The following is an 18280-nucleotide window of genomic DNA, read 5'->3' as shown; positions in this document are numbered from 1 at the left end:
GCACTTTTTCGCGCACCGGGGCCCCTCGCGGTCCGCGACCCCGGCCACCCAACGCGTTCCGTACGGCGCGCCCCAGCCGCCCAACGCGCTCCGTACGACACTCCCCGACCACCCGCCGGGCCCCTACGACACGCCCCGAGCACCCACCAGACTCCTTACGCCGCCCCCAGCCACCCACCAGCCCCCGGCCTCGCACCCCGACCACCCACCAGCCCCCACGCCACACCCCGACCACCCACCAGCCCAGCCTCCACGCCGCGCCCCGGGCCGTCGCGCGGGTGGTCCGTACGGCCCTCGCGGCTCACCCGGGCGCCCGGCGCGGGCCGTTTCGTCGCGAGCCGGGGGCGTGCCAGGATCGTTGGTGCTATGACTGCCACGCCCGCGCCATCCGTCGAAGCCTCGCAGCCGGCCGAGTGCGCCCCCGAGTCCGCCGAGCACGCCCCCCAGACACCGCAGCCCGCGCACCCACCGCGGCCGGTGACCGCCGCCCGCGCCGACGCCGAGCCACCCGCCGCCGCGTCACGCGCCGCCGAGCCGGCCGCCGCCGAAGCGGCCGAGCCGCCCGCCTCGGCCACCGCCCTGCACACCGCCGTCAACGCCTGGTTCGAGACGCACGCCCGCGACCTGCCCTGGCGGCGGCCCGAGGCCGGGCCGTGGGGGGTGATGGTCAGCGAGTTCATGCTCCAGCAGACGCCGGTGAACCGGGTGCTGCCGGTCTACGAGCAGTGGCTGGCCCGTTGGCCGCGCCCCGCCGACCTCGCCGCCGAGCCGCCCGGCGAGGCGGTCCGCGCCTGGGGCCGGCTCGGCTACCCGCGCCGCGCGCTACGGCTGCACGCCGCCGCGTCCGCGATAAGGGAGCGGCACCTGGGCGACGTACCGCGCGAGCACGCGCAGCTCCTCGCGCTGCCCGGGGTCGGCGAGTACACCGCGGCGGCCGTGGCCTCCTTCGCGTACGGGCAGCGCCATCCGGTGCTCGACACGAACGTGCGGCGGGTCTTCGCGCGCGCCGTCACCGGCAAGGAGTACCCGCCGAACGCGACCACCGCCGCCGAACGCAAGCTCGCCCGCTCGCTCCTCCCCGCCGACCAGGCGACCGCGGCGCGCTGGGCCGCGGCCACGATGGAGCTGGGCGCGCTGGTGTGCACCGCCCGCTCGCCCGAGTGCGGCCGGTGCCCGATCGCCGAGCGGTGCGCCTGGAAGCTGGCGGGTTCGCCGGCGTACGAGGGGCCGCCGCGCCGTGGACAGACGTACGCCGGCACCGACCGGCAGGTGCGCGGCAAGTTGCTGGCGGTGTTGCGGGAGGCGACCTCGCCCGTGCCGCAGGCGGAGCTGGACCGGGTGTGGCACGAGCCGGTGCAGCGGGCCAGGGCGCTGGACGGGCTGGTGGCCGACGGTCTCGTGGAGCCGCTCGCCGGTGGCGTCTACCGGCTCCCGCAGACCTGAGCCCCTCAGCCCCTGAGCCCCTGGGCCAACGGCCGACCGGGCCCGCGCCCCCTCCCCCTCTCGGCCCCGCACCCACTCGCCCGCGCCCCCGCACCCGCCCGCCCACCGGACCCACGCCACGCACCCGACCGACCCCCGACGGGGCGGCGCTGCGTAGGGCGGCGGGAGCGTTCCGTGACGTGTGGGGCGCCTGGCGGCCGCTGTTACACAACCTATGGGTAGCTGTGCACGGACGGCAGTGCTGGCGTACGGAATGCCGCAACAGCGCCTCCGTAGGTTCCTCGGTAACAGGCCACATGACCAGTGGCGTGACGTGGGGAACACCGGGGAATGGAGGCTGCGCTATGGCCAGCAGCGGCGAGGTACTGGACTTCGAGGACTACGTTCGCAACCGGCAGGACGCCCTGCTGCGCAGCGCCCGTCGGCTGGTCCCGGACCCGATCGAGGCCCAGGACCTCCTCCAGACCGCGCTGGTGCGCACCCTCGGCCGCTGGGACGGGATCGCCGACAAGTCGCTCGCCGACGCCTACCTGCGCCGTGTCATGATCAACACGCGTACGGAGTGGTGGCGGGCCCGCAAGCTGGACGAGGTGCCCACCGACGAGCTGCCGGACGCGCGGGTCGAGGACGGCACCGAGCAGCACGCGGACCGGGCTTTGCTGATGGACATCCTGTCCTGTCTGGCGCCGAAGCAGCGCAGCGTCGTCGTCCTGCGACACTGGGAGCAGATGAGCACCGAGGAGACCGCGGAGGCGCTGGGCATGTCGACCGGCACCGTCAAGAGCACGCTGCACCGTGCTCTGGCACGGCTGCGCCAGGAGTTGGAGAGCCGTGACCTGGACGCCGCCGCGCTGGAGCGCGCGGATCGGCGCGGCACGAGCGAGCCGGCCGGCGCGGCCAGCACCACCCCAGCGACCAGTAGTACTCGGGCCGGCGCGAACGCCCGGATCAACGGCGGCCCCGGCGTCGCCCGCCCCGCCGCTGCCCGTACGCGGACCGACGCCCGCCCCCAGGTCGGTGCCCGCCGCCCCGTGACCGCCGCCCCGGCACCCGCCGCCACCCGGCCCGCCACGCACACCGCCGCCCGCCCGGCCCCCCGCGCCGTCCCGCTCGGTGGCGTGGTGCGCCAGCGGCAGCCGCTGGGCGAGCGCCCGGGCCGTGCCCCGGAGCGGACCGCCGCCCGCGCCGAGCGCCCGATGGTCCCGGTCGGCGCCGTGAGCCCCGTGGGCGCGGTCGGTGCGACCCCCGGCCACGGGCACGAGGACCGCCGCCAGCTCCACGATCGGGGGCAGGCCAGGTGCGCGGCCTGAGAAAGCCGGCTCCCAGCAGAACCGCCCTGTTCACCGGGGGTGCGGTCGCGGCGCTCGCCGCGACCGTCGGCCTGGTGTTGGCAGGGTGCAACTCCGCCAGCGATGGCGTGCGCAAGGAGGGTCAGGCGCAGCGGGACACGGTGACGCGCGAGTCGAAGCCCTCAGCGGTGCCGACGATGGAGGCGTCCCCGGTCAAGGTGGACGCCGTCGCGCTGGTCAAGAGCGACCCGAAGGTGAACGCCGACCTCAAGCGGAACCTCAAGCCCTGCGTCAAGGACGAGTACCCGATCGACGTCAGCTACGGAAAGCTGACCGGCGCCTCCACGACCGATGTCGTCGTCAACGTCATGACCTGCGGTGACGGCTTCGGCATCGGCTCGTACGTGTACCGCAAGAGCGGCGAGGACTACAAGAACGTCTTCCTCGCCGAGCAGGCGCCGGTCTACATCGACATCGAGAAGAACGAACTGCGCGTCACCCAGCAGGTCTACGACTCGGGTGACGCGCTGTGCTGCCCATCGGGCGAGGATGTCATCCACTACCGCTGGTCCGACGAACGTTTCACCGAGACCGGGCGCACGCACACGGACTTCAACAAGACCGTGGAAGACGACGACGCGGATGACGACGAGTTGCCCAGTGACGACGGAACGGAAGGCTGACGGCGACCGTGGCGGAAACACATGTGCTCTTCGTCGAGGACGACGACGTGATCCGCGAGGCCACCCAGCTCGCGCTGGAACGGGACGGCTTCGTCGTCACGGCGGCGCCCGACGGGCTGACGGGCCTGGAGCGGTTCCGGGCCAACCGGCCGGACATCGCCCTGCTGGACGTGATGGTGCCGGGCCTGGACGGGGTGAGCCTGTGCCGGCGGATACGCGATGAGTCCACCGTCCCGGTGATCATGCTGTCGGCGCGCGCCGACAGCATCGACGTGGTGCTCGGCCTGGAGGCCGGCGCCGACGACTACGTGACCAAGCCGTTCGACGGCGCCGTCCTCGTCGCCCGCATCCGGGCCGTGCTGCGCCGCTTCGGCCACGCCAGCGGGCCCGGCGGCGCGAGCGGCGCGCCCCCCTCCGACGCGGCGCCCGTCGAAGGGCCGTTGCGCTTCGGTGACCTGGAGGTGGACCCGGAGGGCATGGAGGTCCGCAAGGCGGGCACGCCGGTGGCGCTGACGCCGACCGAGATGCGGCTGCTCCTGGAGTTCTCGGCGGCCCCGGGCACCGTCCTCTCCCGCGACCGGCTGCTTGAGCGCGTGTGGGACTACGGCTGGGGCGGCGACACCCGGGTCGTGGACGTGCACGTGCAGCGGCTGCGCGGCAAGATCGGCCAGGACCGGATCGAGACGGTCCGCGGCTTCGGCTACAAGCTCAAGGGCTGACGTGGCGAGGCTCGCGTTCCGTACCGGGTTGCGCTGGAAGGTCAGCCTGGCCATCGCCTGTGTCGGCGCCCTGATCGCCACCTCGCTCAGCCTCGTCGTCCACAACGCGGCCCGCGCGTCCATGCTCGACAACAGCCGCGACGTGATGGACGACCGCGTGCAGGCCGCGCAGCGGTTCTACGAGTCCACCCGCCGGCTGCTGTTCCAGGCCAAGATCGACGACCCCGACCTGCCCGTGCAGCTCAAGGAGGAGGCGGCGCGCGGCCTGCGGGCCACCTACCTTCAGGACAACGGTTCCGGCGCGCCCGAGGTGTGGGCCTCGGTGCCGGTCAGCAACGGCCGGGTGCTGTCGGTGCACGGCCAGTTCCAGGACCGTTTCGCCGTCCTGGACGAGCTGGACCGGGTCCTGGTGGTCGGCTCGCTCGCCGTCGTGCTCGGCGGCGTCGCGCTCGGCGTCCTCATCGGCGACCAGCTCTCGCGCCGGCTGCGCAAGGCCGCGGCGGCGGCCCGCAAGGTCGCCGAGGGCGACGGCGACATCCGGGTGCGGGACCAGATCGGCGGCCGGGTGCGGGACGAGACCGACGAGCTGGCCGGCGCGATCGACAGCATGGCCGACGCGCTGCGCCAGCGCCTTGAGGCCGAGCGCCGGGTCACCGCCGACATCGCGCACGAGCTGCGCACCCCCGTCACCGGGCTGCTCACCGCCGCCGAACTGCTGCCGCCGGGCCGCCCGACCGAACTCGTACGCGACCGCGCCCAGGCGATGCGGACGCTGGTCGAGGACGTGTTGGAGGTGGCCAGGCTGGACGGCTTCGCGGAGCGCGCGGAGCTGGAGGACATCGCGCTCGGCGAGTTCGTCGCGCGACGGGTGCGGATGGTGGCACCGGAGGCGCGGATCTCGGTCGTACGGGACGCGTACGTGACCACCGACCCGCGCCGGCTGGAGCGGATCATCGGCAACCTGCTGGCCAACGCCGCCAAGCACGGCAAGCCGCCGTTCGAGGTCACCGTCGAGGGCCGGATGATCCGGGTCCGCGACCACGGGACCGGCTTCCCCGAGGAGTTGCTCAGGGAGGGCCCGAGCCGTTTCCGCACCGGCGCCAGCGACCGCGCCGGCAAGGGCCACGGCCTCGGCCTGACCATCGCCCAGGGCCAGGCCAGGGTCCTCGGCGCCCGGCTCACCTTCCGCAACGCGGAGCCGACCGCGGAGGGGGCGGAGGGCGCGGTCGCGGTGCTGTGGCTGCCGGACTCCGCGCCGACCAACACGGGCAGCTTCCCGATCATCCACGTACCGGACTGAGCGGCGGCCGGCCACGTACGGGCCGGGGCCGGCCATCAGCGTACGGAACCGAGCGCCGGTCGGGGCGCCCGCCCGCGGGTGGCGGTGTGACAGGTGGCGCCCCCGCCCGCGTCGCGTACCGCTCGGCAGCCCGCCGCGCGCACACTGGCAGTCACCGCACGCGAGGAGAGGACACCACGCCATGCCCCCAGTGATCGCCGTCAGTGGCGCGACCGGCCACGTCGGCGGGCTCGTCGCCCGCCGGCTCGCCGACGCCGGTGTCGAGCAGCGCCTGCTCGGCCGCGACCCGTCCAAGCTGCCCGAGCTGCCGGGGGCGGTCGCCGCGCCGCCCGCCGAGTACGGGGACGCGGAGGCGATGCGGGCCGCCGTCGACGGCGCGGACACGCTGTTCCTGGTGTCGGCCAAGGAGAGCGCCGACCGGGTGCGCGAGCACATCACCGCCGTGGACGCGGCGGTGGCGGCGGGCGTGGAGCGGATCGTGTACGTGTCGTTCCAGGGCGCCGCGCCCGACGCCACGTTCACCTTCGCCCGCGACCACTGGCACACCGAGCGCCACATCCGTGGCCTGGGCGTGCCCTTCACGTTCCTGCGCGACAGCTTCTACCTCGCCGCGTTCCCCGCGATGACCGGCGCCGACGGGGTGATCCGCGGACCGGCCGGCAGCGGCCGGGTCGCGGCCGTGGCCCACGAGGACGTGGCCGGGGTCGCCGCCGCCGTGCTGACCACCACCGACGGCAGGCACGACGGCGTCACCTACGACGTGACGGGCCCGGCCGCGCTCACCCTCGCCGAGGTCGCCGACGAACTGAGCCGCGCGACCGGGCGCGAGGTGCGCTACGTCGCCGAGACGCAGGAGGAGGCGTACGCGTCCCGGGCCGGCTACAACGCCGCGGCCTGGGAACTCGCGGGCTGGGTCAGCTCGTACGAGGCGATCGCCAGCAACGAGATGAGCGCCGTCTCCGACGTCGTCCCCCGCCTCACCGGCAGCCCCGCCCGCTCCCTGGCCGACTACCTGCGCGAGCACCCGAACAGCCTGCGGCACCTGCTGCCGCGGGGCGGGGACGCCTGAGTCGCACCCGTACGCGCGAAGGCCCCCGCCGGCGCGCTGGCGGGGGCCCGTCGTAGTGGTGAGATCAGGCGCCGAAGTCGCCGGCCTTGACGCCCGCGACGAAGGCGGACCAGGCCGACACGTCGAACTGCAGCGCGGGGCCGTGCGGGTCCTTGCTGTCACGGACCGGGACGGCGCCGGTGGCGGCGACGCGGCCGGGGGCCCACTCAACGCACTCGCCTTGACCGCCGCTGTAGGACGACTTCACCCAAACCTGTTCCGTCATGACGAGAACTCCTCAGCGATGCGACGGATGAGCTGGACAGAGCGTCTCGGCGAAGTGCTCGGAGCCGAAGAGGGTTCCGCTTTCCACCCGCACCACGTACGTACGCTCGTACCCCGCCTCCGTGGCCAGTTCCAGCTGGGTCATCCCAGCGTGTTCACGGGCGTGCCGCACCTCGCTCCCGAAGAACGCACGGGCGTCCTGGTATTGGCCTTCCTCACACTCCATGCTGAGCCCTTCCGTCGCGCGGCCGGTTCGCGTGTCGGCCTGGCTTTCGGCCGCTCGCCCGGTCGACGGTATGGAGGGCGGCGAGCGACTGTAAGGGGTTGATCACGATTGGTGATCATCTGATCGAACGCTGACGGATCGGCCGCCCCCGCGTCGCCCAGCGCTGCCGCAAACGCGCCAAATCCGCTCGCCAAAAGCGACCTGTACACGCCATTTACCTATAGGGTGACCTGCGACGAAGCCATCTTTTGGCGCGTCAAGACCGCTATGGCGATGGCCGGAACCCGGCCGTCGAGTGTTCAGGGGGACATCACCACATGCGTTCCATACGCACGCACTCAGCAGATTCCGCAGATCCCGCAGGTTCCGCCGATTCCGTGGAGCCGACCCAGTCCGCCGCGTCCGGGCGGGCGCGCCGGGCCCTGCCCAAGGCGCTGGTGGCGGTCGCGCTGCCGCTGGCGCTGATGACGGGCGGCAACGCGGGCGCGGTGGCCAGCCCGGTGGCCGACGGGGACCGGCACGGCGCGGGCCAGGCTCGGACCAGTGACCAGAGTGGCGTCGCGCCGAGCGCGGGCTACCGCTTCAGCGCCGACCAGGGCCGCTTCCTGACCAAGGCCGGCACGGCGCCGAAGGCGCTGCGGCACATCAAGGGCGCGGCCACCGACTTCACCGTCCTGAAGGGCACCGGCGACGACGGCCCGACCCTGGCCGGCACGACGCTGGCCGGCAGCGCCGGCAGCGCCGACAGCCGTTCGGCGCGCGCCGCCTGGGCCGCCAACGACGAGTTCGTGGACCTGTCGTGGCCCGGCGTGGCCGGCGCCGCCCCGTACCAGGTCTTCCGCGACGGTGAGCTGATAGCCACCATGCGGGGCACCAGCCTGCGTGACACCCAGGCGCGCCCGGGGGCCGCCAGCGAGTACCGCGTCACGACCACGGCCAAGGCGCCGGCGAGCGAGTGGACGGACAGCGAGCGGGCCGCGTTCCGCAAGAGCGGCGAGGCGCCGCTCAACGGCCACACCTGGAGCCTGAACGTCCAGGTGCCGACCGACTCGCAGCCGGCCGCGCTGGAGCGGGCCGCGCTGGCGGCGGAGGCCAAGGCCAAGAAGTACCACTCGACGACCATCCGCTACCGCACCTTCATCCGCAGCAAGTGGGTCACGGCGCCGGTGGGTTGCAAGTACACCAAGGGTTACAAGTACGCGGGTGACAACCGCGGCTTCAGCAAGGCGGACAACAAGAGCCACCGCACCGACCTGACCGGCACGGTGTACTGGAACGGCGGTTCCTCGTGGGGTGCGCACATCGGCACCACGCACGTCTACAAGACGAACGGCAAGTTCGTCGCGAAGAAGACCGCGAGCAAGAAGAAGATGTCGTTCCGCGTGATGTCGCAGAACTCGAAGTCGGCCCAGGTGCGCGGTATCACCGAGGCCGGTAACCCGTATTGCGGCGTCGGCAGCATTTCCGGTTACTACAACGCCCGGATCAGCCGTAGCGGCGACTTCTACATCTCCGGCCGGCACAAGCAGATGCCCGACCACGAGATCATCATCAGCGGATTCACCCTGTCCCCGATGAAGACGTACACGAAGTTCCTGCACACCGCCAAGCAGGCCAGCCCGACCTGCCTGTTCAAGCCGGCCTGCCCCGCGGCTACGATTGGCAACAACGGCGGATACTAACGGCGGCCGCGACGGAATCGCGCGGTAGGAATACCGTCCGTCCGACGCCCTGACGATAGGCACGACCCATGAGCGCACCCCCGGCCAAGGCAACCGCGTACGCCATAGCGGCGACGTTCGTTCCCTGGGCGGTGGGTGCGCTCCTGTCGTTCGTCCTGATCTACGCCGGCGGCTACCCCGACGACGAGGGCGAGAGCTCGTGGGAGACGTTCTCCGGCGACTGGCTCAGCGGCTGGGCGCTGGCCTTCCCGGTGCTCGCCGCGCTGCTCGTCGGCGCGCTCGCGTGGGCCCGGCCGACGCCGCACCGGTGGCTGGTCGCGACCCGCAACACGGTCGTGTACGCGGGCGTGCTGCTGGTCGTCAGCGTGATCCGGTTCCTGTCCGACGGGGCGGGGCAGGCCGTGGACTACGCCTTCGTCACGCTGCTCATCGCGCTGTTCACGCTCCAGTTGCCGCTGTGCGCGGCACTGTCCGCGGCCCTCGCGGGCCCGCTGCGGATCGTGACCGACGCCGACGACGACGCTGCCGCCGGCCCCGGCGCTGACGTCACGGGGGAGCCCGCGACGCGTTAGCGCACGCACGCGAGCGGCGGCCGGTCTCCGTGGAGACCGGCCGCCGCTCGCGTCGTTCCGTGGGTGATCAGCCCACGTGCGCGCCGTGGCCGCGCAGGAAGCCCAGCGGCTCGATGCCGGAGCCGTAGTTCGGGCCGGTGCGGACCTCGAAGTGCAGGTGCGGGCCGGAGGAGTTACCGGTGTTGCCGGACAGGCCGATCGCCTGGCCCCGGTCCACGGTCTGGCCCACGTTCACCTTGATCTTCGAAAGGTGCGCGTACTGGGTGTACGTCTGGCCCTTGTGCTTGATCACGATGGCGTTACCGTACGCGGGACCGTCGCCGCCGCCGTTGGGGCCGGCCTTGATCACGGTGCCGCCGTGCACGGCCTTGACCGAGGTGCCGGTGGAGACGGCGAAGTCCTGGCCGGAGTGGCCGTGGGCCCAGCGGGCACCGCCGGCCGCGAACGGGGCGCTCAGCGGCGCGTCGCCGACCGGGGCGATCCAGGAGGAGGCGTTCAGCGGGGTGCGCTTGGAACGGTCGGCGCGCTTGGCCTTGCCGTGCCCCTTGTCCCGCTTGTCGGCCTTCTTCTTGCCGTGCTTCTCGTCCTGCTTCTTGTCCTTCTGAGCGGCCTCGGCCTGCGCCTTGGCCTGCGCCTGAATCGACTTCTCCAGCGAACCGGCCGAAGCCACGGCGAACACGTCGGACTGCGGGGTCGCTGCCAGCGCCACCCCGGTCCCCAGCGCGAGCGAGCCGCCCAGCCCCACGGCCAGTACGGCGGCGCGGGTGCGCAGGACCGACTTGTTCGCGTGGGTGGCCTTGGTGTGCTGCGTCATACGGAACTACCTCCGGGGAAATCCAGGGAATGAATTGATCCCGACTTTGAATCGTCTGCGTTCGCCGGGATCGCCCTACCTTGGTAACCCGGGAGCGAAATCCTGCCAAGGGGGGTCCCACTCGCCTTCCTACTATCCGATCTCGTAACGAAAGCCGGGGAATTTCGACCCTTCCCGGCCGTGGATGATCACCCGTAAAGACCATCCGGATAGTCGGCGAGAGGCATGGGGAACTGGCCCGCGACCGTCACACCGGGCATTTTCCGGGGTTTTTCCGCGCCGACTCCCCGGTGGCGGAACGGCCCGGGGCCGGCCCTCGCGAAGGGCCCGTCCCCCACGGGCCGAAAGTCCCGAGCGGCCCCTGCCACCGCCCGCTATCGCGCCTAGTAGGCCGAAAGGGGCCTGTGCCCCATGTCACCGGGCAGGCCATCGCCCACCGCCCCACGCGGGCCTGGTGACCTGGGCGTTGGCCTGCCCGCTCCGGGACCAACGGCCCCCGCCCGCAGTAGCCTGAGCACCGGCCGGGCGGACCCGGGCAGGGCCCGGGCAGGCGCCCCCGTACGGGAGCGGGGCGCGGGCCGTACGGGAGCGGGGCGCGGGCCGTACGGGAGCGGGGCTCGCGGGCGTACGGGAGCCAGGGTGGCGGCCCGTACGGAAGCGGGCACAGGGGCCGCGCGAGGCCCGGGGCGGGCTTCCGGCGGGGCCTGGGCGGGGGAAGAGGAACGGGGACGGGGAACGTGGAGCCAACGGTCATCGGCACGCGGCTGGCGTCGAGCGCCATCGTGCCGCTCATCAGGAAGCTGTTCGTGGCCCAGGGACCGGGCGCCGGCCTGGTGGACCGGCCGGTACGCGTCTCCGGGCTGGTCTCCTTCCACGGCGAGAAGCGCACCCTCACCGAGCCTGACCTGCGCAAACTCGCCGCCGAGCTGGTCCGCCGCACCGTACGCTCCGCCGGCTCGCACGAGCGCCCGGTGGACCCCGCCGAGGAGCCGGCCGTCGTGGACGCGCTGACCCGCACCCTGCACGGCCTGGGCGACCTCACCATCAGCGACGTGGAGGCCGTACGGATCGGCCCGCGCGCCCTCGCGCGGCGGCTCCGGGAGGCCGCCTCCCTGGGCGAGGACCCCGTAGCGCACCTAAGCGCCGGCGCCACCGCCCTCCACGACACCGTCCTGGAGACTGCCTGCCTGCACATGCTGCACTTCTTCACGCAGCGTTCCAGCTTCGTCGCGCACACCCTGGTGCGGCAGAGCGAGCAGTTGTCCGAGCTGGTGGCGAAGGTGGACGCGCTGATCGAGCGCAACCCCACGCACGCGGCGACCGACGTGCGCTTCGACGAGCGGTACGCGCGCTACGTCACCCGCAAGCACGGCACCCTCACCATCTACGGCATCGACCTCACGGCGTCACCCGACCGCTGGCCGCTGGACGCCACGTACCTGAGCCTCCAGGCCACGCGCTCGGCCGCCACCCGACGCGAGGCCCACCGCCAGGCCATCACGCGCTCCCTGAGCTACCGCCTCGACCCCGACGAGGTGGCCCCCGAGGCCGAGCCGGAGGAGCCGTACGCCCCCGAGCTGCCCCTCCCCGCCGACCAGGCCCTGGCCGACCGGGACCGGGTGCTGGTGCGCGGCGTGGCGGGCTCCGGCAAGACGACGCTGGTGCAGTGGCTGGCGGTGGTCGCGGCCCGCCGGCAGTACGACGACCGCCTGGTCCACCTCTACGGCCGCGTCCCCTTCGTCCTCCCGCTGCGCACCCTGACCCGTGGCGGGGAGCGGCTGCCCACGCCCGGCCGGTTCCTGGCCGCCGTCGGCTGCCCGATCGCCGACGCGCAGCCGGACGGCTGGGCGGACCGGGTGCTGGCCGACGGTCGTGGCCTGGTCCTCGTCGACGGCATCGACGAGATCCCCGAGAGCGAGCGCGAGCAGACCCGCCGCTGGCTGCGCGACCTGCTCGACGCGTACCCGGACAACCTCTACCTCGTCACCTCCCGCCCCTCCGCCGTGCGCGAGGACTGGCTGGGCCAGGAGGGCTTCGACGAGCTGACCCTGTCGCCGATGGGCCGCGACGAGGTGGCCGCGTTCATCAACCGCTGGCACACCGCCGCCCGCGACGGCGCCTCCGACGAGGTCGCCGACCGCCTCGACGCGTACGAGCGGTCGCTGCTCACCGCCGTCCGCACCAAGCAGGACCTCGGCCGGCTGGCCACCAACCCGCTCATGTGCGGCCTCATCTGCGCCCTGCACCGCGACCGCCGCGGCTACCTCCCGCACGGCCGCAAGGAGCTGTACGACGCGGCCCTGTCCATGCTGCTCGCCCGCCGCGACCGGGAGCGCGACATGAGCGGCCCGTACGGCATCGAGCTGCACGAGGAACCGCAGGTCCAGCTCCTGCAACGGCTCGCCTACTGGCTCATCCGCAACGGTCGCACGGAGTTGGACCGCGACCGCGCCGAGCGCATCATCGCCGAGGCCCTGCCCGCGGTCCCGGCCGCCGCCGCCCAGGGCGACGCGCCGGCCATCTTCCGCCACCTCCTCCACCGCAGCGGCCTCCTCCGCGCCCCCGGCCCGAACGCCGTGGACTTCGTCCACCGCACCTTCCAGGACTACCTGGGCGCCAAGCGCGCGGTCGAGGAGTGGGACATCGGCCTCCTCATCGACCACGCGGCTAACGACCAGTGGGAGGACGTCATCCGCATGTCGGTGGCCCACGCCCGCCCGCGCGAACGGGTCGAGCTGCTACGGGAGTTGCTGCGGCGGGGCGACGAGGCGCCCGACGCGCGCACCCGGATGCGCGTCCACCTTCTGGCACTGGCCTGCCTGGAGCACGCGACGGAGGTCGACCCAGGCGTACGGGGCGAGGTGGAGGAACGTACGGCGCGGCTGATCCCGCCCGCCACCAACGCGGCGGCGCGGCAACTGGCGGAGGTCGGGCCGCTGGTGCTCGAACTACTGCCGGGTCCGGACGGCCTGTCGGAACGGGAGGCCACCCGCGTCGCCACCACGGCCTCCCACATCGACTCCGACGCGGCCATGGCGACACTGGCCCGCTTCAGGGACCACGACTCGATCTCCGTACGCTCCCAACTCGTCTGGGCCTGGCACCGGTACGACACGCAGCGCTACGCGGACGAGGTCATCGCCCACCTCAAGCCCGAGGGGCTGTACTACGTGGCGACCTCGGCCGAGGAGTTGCGCGCGCTGGACGCGCTGGGCGGCCGTCCCAAGCTGGAGACGCGCGGCGACGTGGACCCGGAGGTGGTGGCCTGGTACGTACGCCGCCACCAACTCACCCACCTGCGGATGCGGGGCAACACCCTGCTGGACGGCCTGGGGTTCCTGGCCGGACAGCGCGAGCTGATCAGCATCGATCTCGCGGACTGCCCATCCGTCCGCGACCTGGGCCCCGTTGGCGCGCTACCGTCACTGGAACTCCTCGTTCTCGGGCTGCTCTCCGCGCAGGCGGACATTGACCTGAGCCCGCTCCGGTCACTGCCCCGCCTGCACTCGCTCGACATTAAGTGGCCGTGGGGCACGACGTGGCACCTGGCTCAGTGGCCACTGGACGCCCCGCTGCGCGCCCTGAACCTCTCGATGCTCCCCCGATCCGCCGACGGCGTCGCCGACGTGCGACGGTGGGCCCTGCTACGGCAGTTGGTGCTCGGCCAGAACAGCCCGGAGAGCGCCGCCGAGTGGGACGCGATCAGCTCCCTCGGCCACCTGGAGTACCTGGACGTCACGGTCCACTCGCTGACCCTCCTGGAACCGCGCCACGTCCTGCCCACGGTCCACCGGCTCGCAGTGGACCCCGCCCACCACGGCGAGCCCTTCTTCGACGCCCGCGCCCTGACCGTGCTGCCCAGCTCCTTCCCGGAACTCCGCTGGCTGGACCTGAGCAACGCCTTCGTGCCGAACTCGGGACTCGACCTCACCCCTCTGGCCGGCCTCCCCCACCTCACCACCCTCCACCTCCCCCCGGGCACCCGCCTCGCCGGCACCGAAACCCTCCGCCCCGACCTCCTGCCACCCGGGTACGGCCCGTGACGGCCGACCCCGTCCCGCCCACCGACCCCACCCCGGCGGCGGGGCCGCTCGCGAAGGTCGACACCGGCCCGCGCGGCGCGAGCCGGGCGGGCACGCGAAAGCCCGCCCCGGGTTCCGCCGAAGCGGGCCCGGGGCGGGCTGGGTGCCGGGGTACGGCGACTGCTTACGCTTCCTTCGTCAGGTTCGGGCCGCCGCCCGCTGCCGACTCGACCGGAGGCGTGTCGGGCAGGGCCGTCTTCTCCTCGCCGCGGAAGGTGAACTTCTTCGCGTCACCCTCGCCCTCGACGCCGACGACCACGATGTGACCGGAGCGCAGCTCGCCGAAGAGGATCTTCTCCGACAGCGTGTCCTCGATCTCCCGCTGGATCGTCCGACGCAGCGGCCGGGCGCCGAGGACCGGGTCGTAACCCCGCTTGGCCAGCAGCGACTTGGCGTCCGCGCTGAGCTCAAGGCCCATGTCGCGATCCTTCAGGCGCTCGTCCACCTTGGCGACCATGAGGTCGACGATCTGGATGATGTCTTCCTCGGTGAGCTGGTGGAAGACCACGGTGTCATCGACACGGTTGAGGAACTCGGGCCGGAAGTGCTGCTTGAGCTCCTCGTTGACCTTGTTCTTCATCCGCTCGTACCCGGTGCGGACGTCGCCCGCGGCGGCGAAGCCGAGGTTGAAGCCCTTGGAGATGTCCCGGGTGCCGAGGTTGGTCGTCATGATGATGACCGTGTTCTTGAAGTCCACGACCCGGCCCTGGGAGTCGGTCAGCCGACCGTCCTCCAGGATTTGCAACAGCGAGTTGAAGATGTCCGGGTGGGCCTTCTCGACCTCGTCGAAGAGGACGACCGAGAACGGCTTGCGGCGCACCTTCTCGGTGAGCTGGCCGCCCTCCTCGTACCCCACGTAGCCGGGGGGCGAGCCGAACAGCCGGGACACCGTGTGCTTCTCGCTGAACTCCGACATGTCGAGCGAGATGAGCGCGTCCTCGTCACCGAAGAGGAACTCGGCGAGGGTCTTGCTCAGCTCCGTCTTACCGACACCGGACGGACCGGCGAAGATGAACGAACCGCCGGGACGCTTCGGGTCCTTGAGGCCCGCCCGCGTACGCCGGATGGCCTGCGAGAGCGCCTTGATGGCGTCCTTCTGCCCGATGACGCGCTTGTGCAGCTCGTCTTCCATGCGCAGCAGCCGGGAGGACTCCTCCTCGGTGAGCTTGAAGACCGGAATGCCGGTGGCGGTCGCGAGGACCTCGGCGATCAGCTCCTCGTCCACCTCGGCGACGACGTCCATGTCGCCGGCCTTCCATTCCTTCTCGCGCTTCGCCTTCGCGGCCAGGAGCTGCTTCTCCTTGTCGCGCAGCCCGGCGGCCATCTCGAAGTCCTGCGAATCGATCGCGGACTCCTTCTCGCGGCGCACGTCGGCGATCTTCTCGTCGAATTCGCGGAGGTCCGGCGGAGCGGTCATCCGGCGAATGCGCATCCGGGAGCCGGCCTCGTCGATGAGGTCGATGGCCTTGTCCGGCAGGAAGCGGTCGGAGATGTAGCGGTCGGCGAGCTGGGCCGCGGCCACCAGGGCGGCGTCGGTAATGGAAACGCGGTGGTGCGCCTCGTACCGGTCGCGCAGGCCCTTGAGGATCTCGATGGTGTGCGGCAGCGACGGCTCCGCGACCTGGATCGGCTGGAAACGGCGCTCAAGGGCCGCGTCCTTCTCCAGGTGCTTGCGGTACTCGTCGAGCGTGGTGGCGCCAATGGTCTGGAGCTCGCCACGGGCCAGCATCGGCTTGAGAATGCTGGCGGCGTCAATCGCGCCCTCGGCGGCGCCGGCACCCACCAGGGTGTGCAGCTCGTCGATGAACAGAATGATGTCGCCGCGCGTGCGAATCTCCTTGAGCACCTTCTTCAGGCGCTCTTCGAAGTCACCGCGGTAACGGGAACCGGCGACCAGCGCACCCAGGTCCAGGGTGTACAGGTGCTTGTCCTTGAGCGTCTCGGGCACCTCGCCCTTGACGATGGCCTGCGCCAGTCCCTCGACGACCGCCGTCTTACCGACGCCGGGCTCACCGATGAGGACCGGGTTGTTCTTGGTGCGGCGCGAAAGCACCTGCATGACCCGCTCGATCTCCTTCTCGCGCCCGATGACCGGGTCGAGCTTGGATTCGCGGGCGGCCTGGGTGAGATTGCGACCGAACTGGTCCAGGACAAGGGACGTCGAAGGCGTGCCTTCGGCGGGGCCGCCGGCCGTGGCGGCTTCCTTGCCACCGGAGTAACCGGAAAGCAGTTGAATGACCTGCTGCCGGACCCGGTTCAGGTCGGCCCCGAGCTTCACGAGGACCTGGGCTGCGACGCCCTCACCCTCGCGGATCAGGCCGAGCAGAATGTGCTCCGTGCCGATGTAGTTGTGCCCGAGCTGAAGGGCTTCGCGGAGCGAGAGCTCCAGCACCTTCTTGGCACGGGGGGTGAAGGGGATGTGGCCGGACGGGGCCTGCTGGCCCTGACCGATGATCTCCTCCACCTGCTGCCGGACCGCCTCGAGCGAAATCCCGAGGCTCTCCAGGGCCTTAGCGGCGACACCCTCACCCTCGTGGATCAGGCCCAGGAGGATGTGCTCGGTGCCGATGTAGTTGTGGTTGAGCATCCGGGCTTCTTCCTGAGCCAGGACGACAACCCGCCGCGCGCGGTCGGTGAACCTCTCGAACATCGTTAATCGCTCCTCAGAGCGGTCAGAAAGATCGGGGACGATCCCCTCCCTGTCCTTCCGCAGCTTAGTCCCGCAAGCAGGGACCGCTCATTCCAACTGCCGACACCCGGGATCTCCCCCACTAGCGATGGGGAGGGATTCCAGCCCCGAACAGCCGGCACCTGCTCCAACCCGATGGTGCGAGACGATGTTCCCGCAGGCCAAGCTTCTACGCACACCGCCACTACGCCGATGGCGAACGCGCCGCTGTCCCGGCCGCCGGGCCGCCCCTTCCCACTAGGTCTGTCTTACCCTCACGCACTGACACTCCATGCCGCGCGACCCGGTTCCATCCGCTACGGGCGAACAACCTCGCGCCTCCGCGAAGCCTCGATCTCCGCTCGCACACCCCGAGCCGCGCACAGAAAGTGACTCCATGTCAACCGAGCGTAACCCCTCGCTCCCCCGACGGGTTGCCCCGGACATGGCTTCCCCCGACCGGACAACGGTGGCACCCGCCCCGCCGCGCACCCCCCGTGCGCCCCGTACGACACCGGGCGCGCGCGTGCCCTGGCGCGCGGTACGCGAGTGGTACGAGCGCGAGTTGGGCTGGCCGACGGCCCCGGCATGCGAGGGCCCGGTCGAGTTGCTGACCGGGCTCTGTTTCGACGTTCTGGTGCTGCCCGCCGACGCGGGCGGCGCGGTGCTCGACCGCGTGTCGCACACCGGTCCCGTGGCCGTCCACGGGCCCACGATGTACTTCCTCGTCGCCCCGGGCGGCGCTGACGAGCTGCCCGGGCTGCTCGACTGGTGGGACTGGGGCGGCGTACCGCTGGAGCTGACCGCGCTCGGCGCGGGTGGCCGCATGGCCGCCCCCGTCCCCGCGGCCCTCGGCGGCCACGGCTTGCCGGAGGCCGCCACCTGGGTGCGACCCCCGAACCCCGGCCGCGGGACGAGCGGGGCGTTGCCGTCCCTCGGCCTCCGGTGCGGGGAGGGAGTCCGAGGGGCCCACGGCCTTCCCGACGGTGCGGGAGAAGACGGCTTTCGGGGCGACGCCGACGCTCCGGACCTGGTCCGACTGGTCAGCGCCGCGGCGACGGAGTGCCACCGGGCCCGACTGCTGCGGTGCGTGCGGCGTGGTAGTGACGGCCGGACTCAGCCGTTGGCCTTCTCGTACGCCTCACGCACGGTGGCGGGCACGCGACCGCGGTCGTTGACCTCGTAACCGTTCTCCTTCGCCCAGGCACGGATCTTCGCCGTGTCCTGGCTGCTGCTCGCACCCGCGCGCACGCGCCCGCGACCACCCGCGGCACGGCCACCGGTACGACGGCCGCTCTTGGTGTACGGCTCAAGAGCGGAGCGAAGCTTGTCGGCGTTAGCCGTGGTGAGGTCGATCTCGTACGTCTTGCCATCCAGCGCGAACGTCACGGTCTCGTCGGCCTCGCCACCGTCGAGGTCATCGACAAGAAGGACCTGAACCTTCTGTGCCATTGAGGATTCCTTTCACG

The 18280-nt window shown here is 72.1% G+C and carries 14 protein-coding genes and 1 pseudogene; 10 read left to right on the top strand and 5 right to left on the bottom strand.

Features of this window, described 5'->3' with window-relative positions:
* The first annotated feature begins 366 nt into the window (after positions 1-366).
* The 6 genes and pseudogenes from OYE22_RS18355 (at position 367) to OYE22_RS18330 (ending at position 6503) form a co-directional block, all read left to right on the top strand.
* A complete protein-coding gene (locus OYE22_RS18355) occupies positions 367-1443 on the top strand; it encodes an A/G-specific adenine glycosylase (protein ID WP_277321422.1) in 1077 nt (358 codons plus the stop codon).
* Between the two features lie 344 nt (positions 1444-1787).
* Positions 1788-2282 (top strand): annotated as a pseudogene (locus tag OYE22_RS18350) (SigE family RNA polymerase sigma factor); the annotation flags it as partial.
* A 458-nt stretch (positions 2283-2740) separates the two neighbouring features.
* On the top strand, positions 2741-3415 hold the full coding sequence (locus tag OYE22_RS18345) for a hypothetical protein (protein WP_277321421.1): 675 nt from the start codon (positions 2741-2743) through the stop codon (positions 3413-3415).
* A gap of 8 nt (positions 3416-3423) precedes the next feature.
* On the top strand, positions 3424-4134 hold the full coding sequence (gene cseB, locus OYE22_RS18340; protein ID WP_277321420.1) for a two-component system response regulator CseB: 711 nt from the start codon (positions 3424-3426) through the stop codon (positions 4132-4134).
* Position 4135: 1 nt separating this feature from the next.
* On the top strand, positions 4136-5434 hold the full coding sequence (gene cseC / locus OYE22_RS18335) for a two-component system sensor histidine kinase CseC (protein WP_277321419.1): 1299 nt from the start codon (positions 4136-4138) through the stop codon (positions 5432-5434).
* A 181-nt stretch (positions 5435-5615) separates the two neighbouring features.
* On the top strand, positions 5616-6503 hold the full coding sequence (locus OYE22_RS18330; protein ID WP_277321418.1) for an NmrA family NAD(P)-binding protein: 888 nt from the start codon (positions 5616-5618) through the stop codon (positions 6501-6503).
* Positions 6504-6567: 64 nt separating this feature from the next.
* Here OYE22_RS18330 and OYE22_RS18325 read toward each other — a convergent pair whose 3' ends face one another.
* Together OYE22_RS18325 and OYE22_RS18320 are read right to left on the bottom strand one after the other, a co-directional pair.
* Entirely contained in the window at positions 6568-6768 is a 201-nt protein-coding gene (locus OYE22_RS18325) for a DUF397 domain-containing protein (RefSeq protein WP_277321417.1), read from the bottom strand.
* A gap of 12 nt (positions 6769-6780) precedes the next feature.
* On the bottom strand, positions 6781-6993 hold the full coding sequence (locus tag OYE22_RS18320) for a helix-turn-helix transcriptional regulator (RefSeq protein ID WP_277321416.1): 213 nt from the start codon (positions 6991-6993) through the stop codon (positions 6781-6783).
* A gap of 377 nt (positions 6994-7370) precedes the next feature.
* Here OYE22_RS18320 and OYE22_RS18315 point away from each other — a divergent pair, with 377 nt between their 5' ends.
* Together OYE22_RS18315 and OYE22_RS18310 are read left to right on the top strand one after the other, a co-directional pair.
* Positions 7371-8675: a hypothetical protein gene (locus OYE22_RS18315; RefSeq protein ID WP_277321415.1), complete on the top strand. Its 1305-nt coding sequence runs from the start codon at positions 7371-7373 to the stop codon at positions 8673-8675.
* A 68-nt stretch (positions 8676-8743) separates the two neighbouring features.
* Entirely contained in the window at positions 8744-9247 is a 504-nt protein-coding gene (locus OYE22_RS18310) for a hypothetical protein (RefSeq protein WP_277321414.1), read from the top strand.
* A gap of 67 nt (positions 9248-9314) precedes the next feature.
* Here the strand turns inward: OYE22_RS18310 and OYE22_RS18305 are convergent, their stop codons facing one another.
* Positions 9315-10061, bottom strand: a complete 747-nt coding sequence (locus OYE22_RS18305) for a M23 family metallopeptidase (protein WP_277321413.1) — start codon at positions 10059-10061, stop codon at positions 9315-9317.
* Between the two features lie 737 nt (positions 10062-10798).
* Between OYE22_RS18305 and OYE22_RS18300 the strand changes: the two genes are divergently transcribed.
* Positions 10799-14104: an NACHT domain-containing protein gene (locus tag OYE22_RS18300; protein WP_277321412.1), complete on the top strand. Its 3306-nt coding sequence runs from the start codon at positions 10799-10801 to the stop codon at positions 14102-14104.
* A gap of 163 nt (positions 14105-14267) precedes the next feature.
* On the opposite strand, the gene OYE22_RS18295 is transcribed toward OYE22_RS18300, so the two are convergent.
* Entirely contained in the window at positions 14268-16793 is a 2526-nt protein-coding gene (locus OYE22_RS18295) for an ATP-dependent Clp protease ATP-binding subunit (protein ID WP_277321411.1), read from the bottom strand.
* Between the two features lie 544 nt (positions 16794-17337).
* Between OYE22_RS18295 and OYE22_RS18290 the strand changes: the two genes are divergently transcribed.
* Positions 17338-17997 carry an SCO3374 family protein gene (locus tag OYE22_RS18290; protein WP_277321410.1) on the top strand — a complete coding sequence of 220 codons (660 nt, stop codon included), beginning with the start codon at positions 17338-17340 and terminating at the stop codon, positions 17995-17997.
* Here the strand turns inward: OYE22_RS18290 and OYE22_RS18285 are convergent.
* Entirely contained in the window at positions 17928-18263 is a 336-nt protein-coding gene (locus OYE22_RS18285; protein ID WP_176162477.1) for an Lsr2 family protein, read from the bottom strand. The two genes, OYE22_RS18290 and OYE22_RS18285, sit on opposite strands and share 70 nt — an antisense overlap.
* Between the last annotated feature and the right edge of the window lie 17 nt (positions 18264-18280).

The organism is Streptomyces sp. 71268 (assembly GCF_029392895.1).
GTDB lineage: Bacteria > Actinomycetota > Actinomycetes > Streptomycetales > Streptomycetaceae > Streptomyces.
The sequence above is the reverse complement of the archived record's forward strand: the minus strand, read 5'-3'. Positions and strand labels throughout refer to the sequence as shown.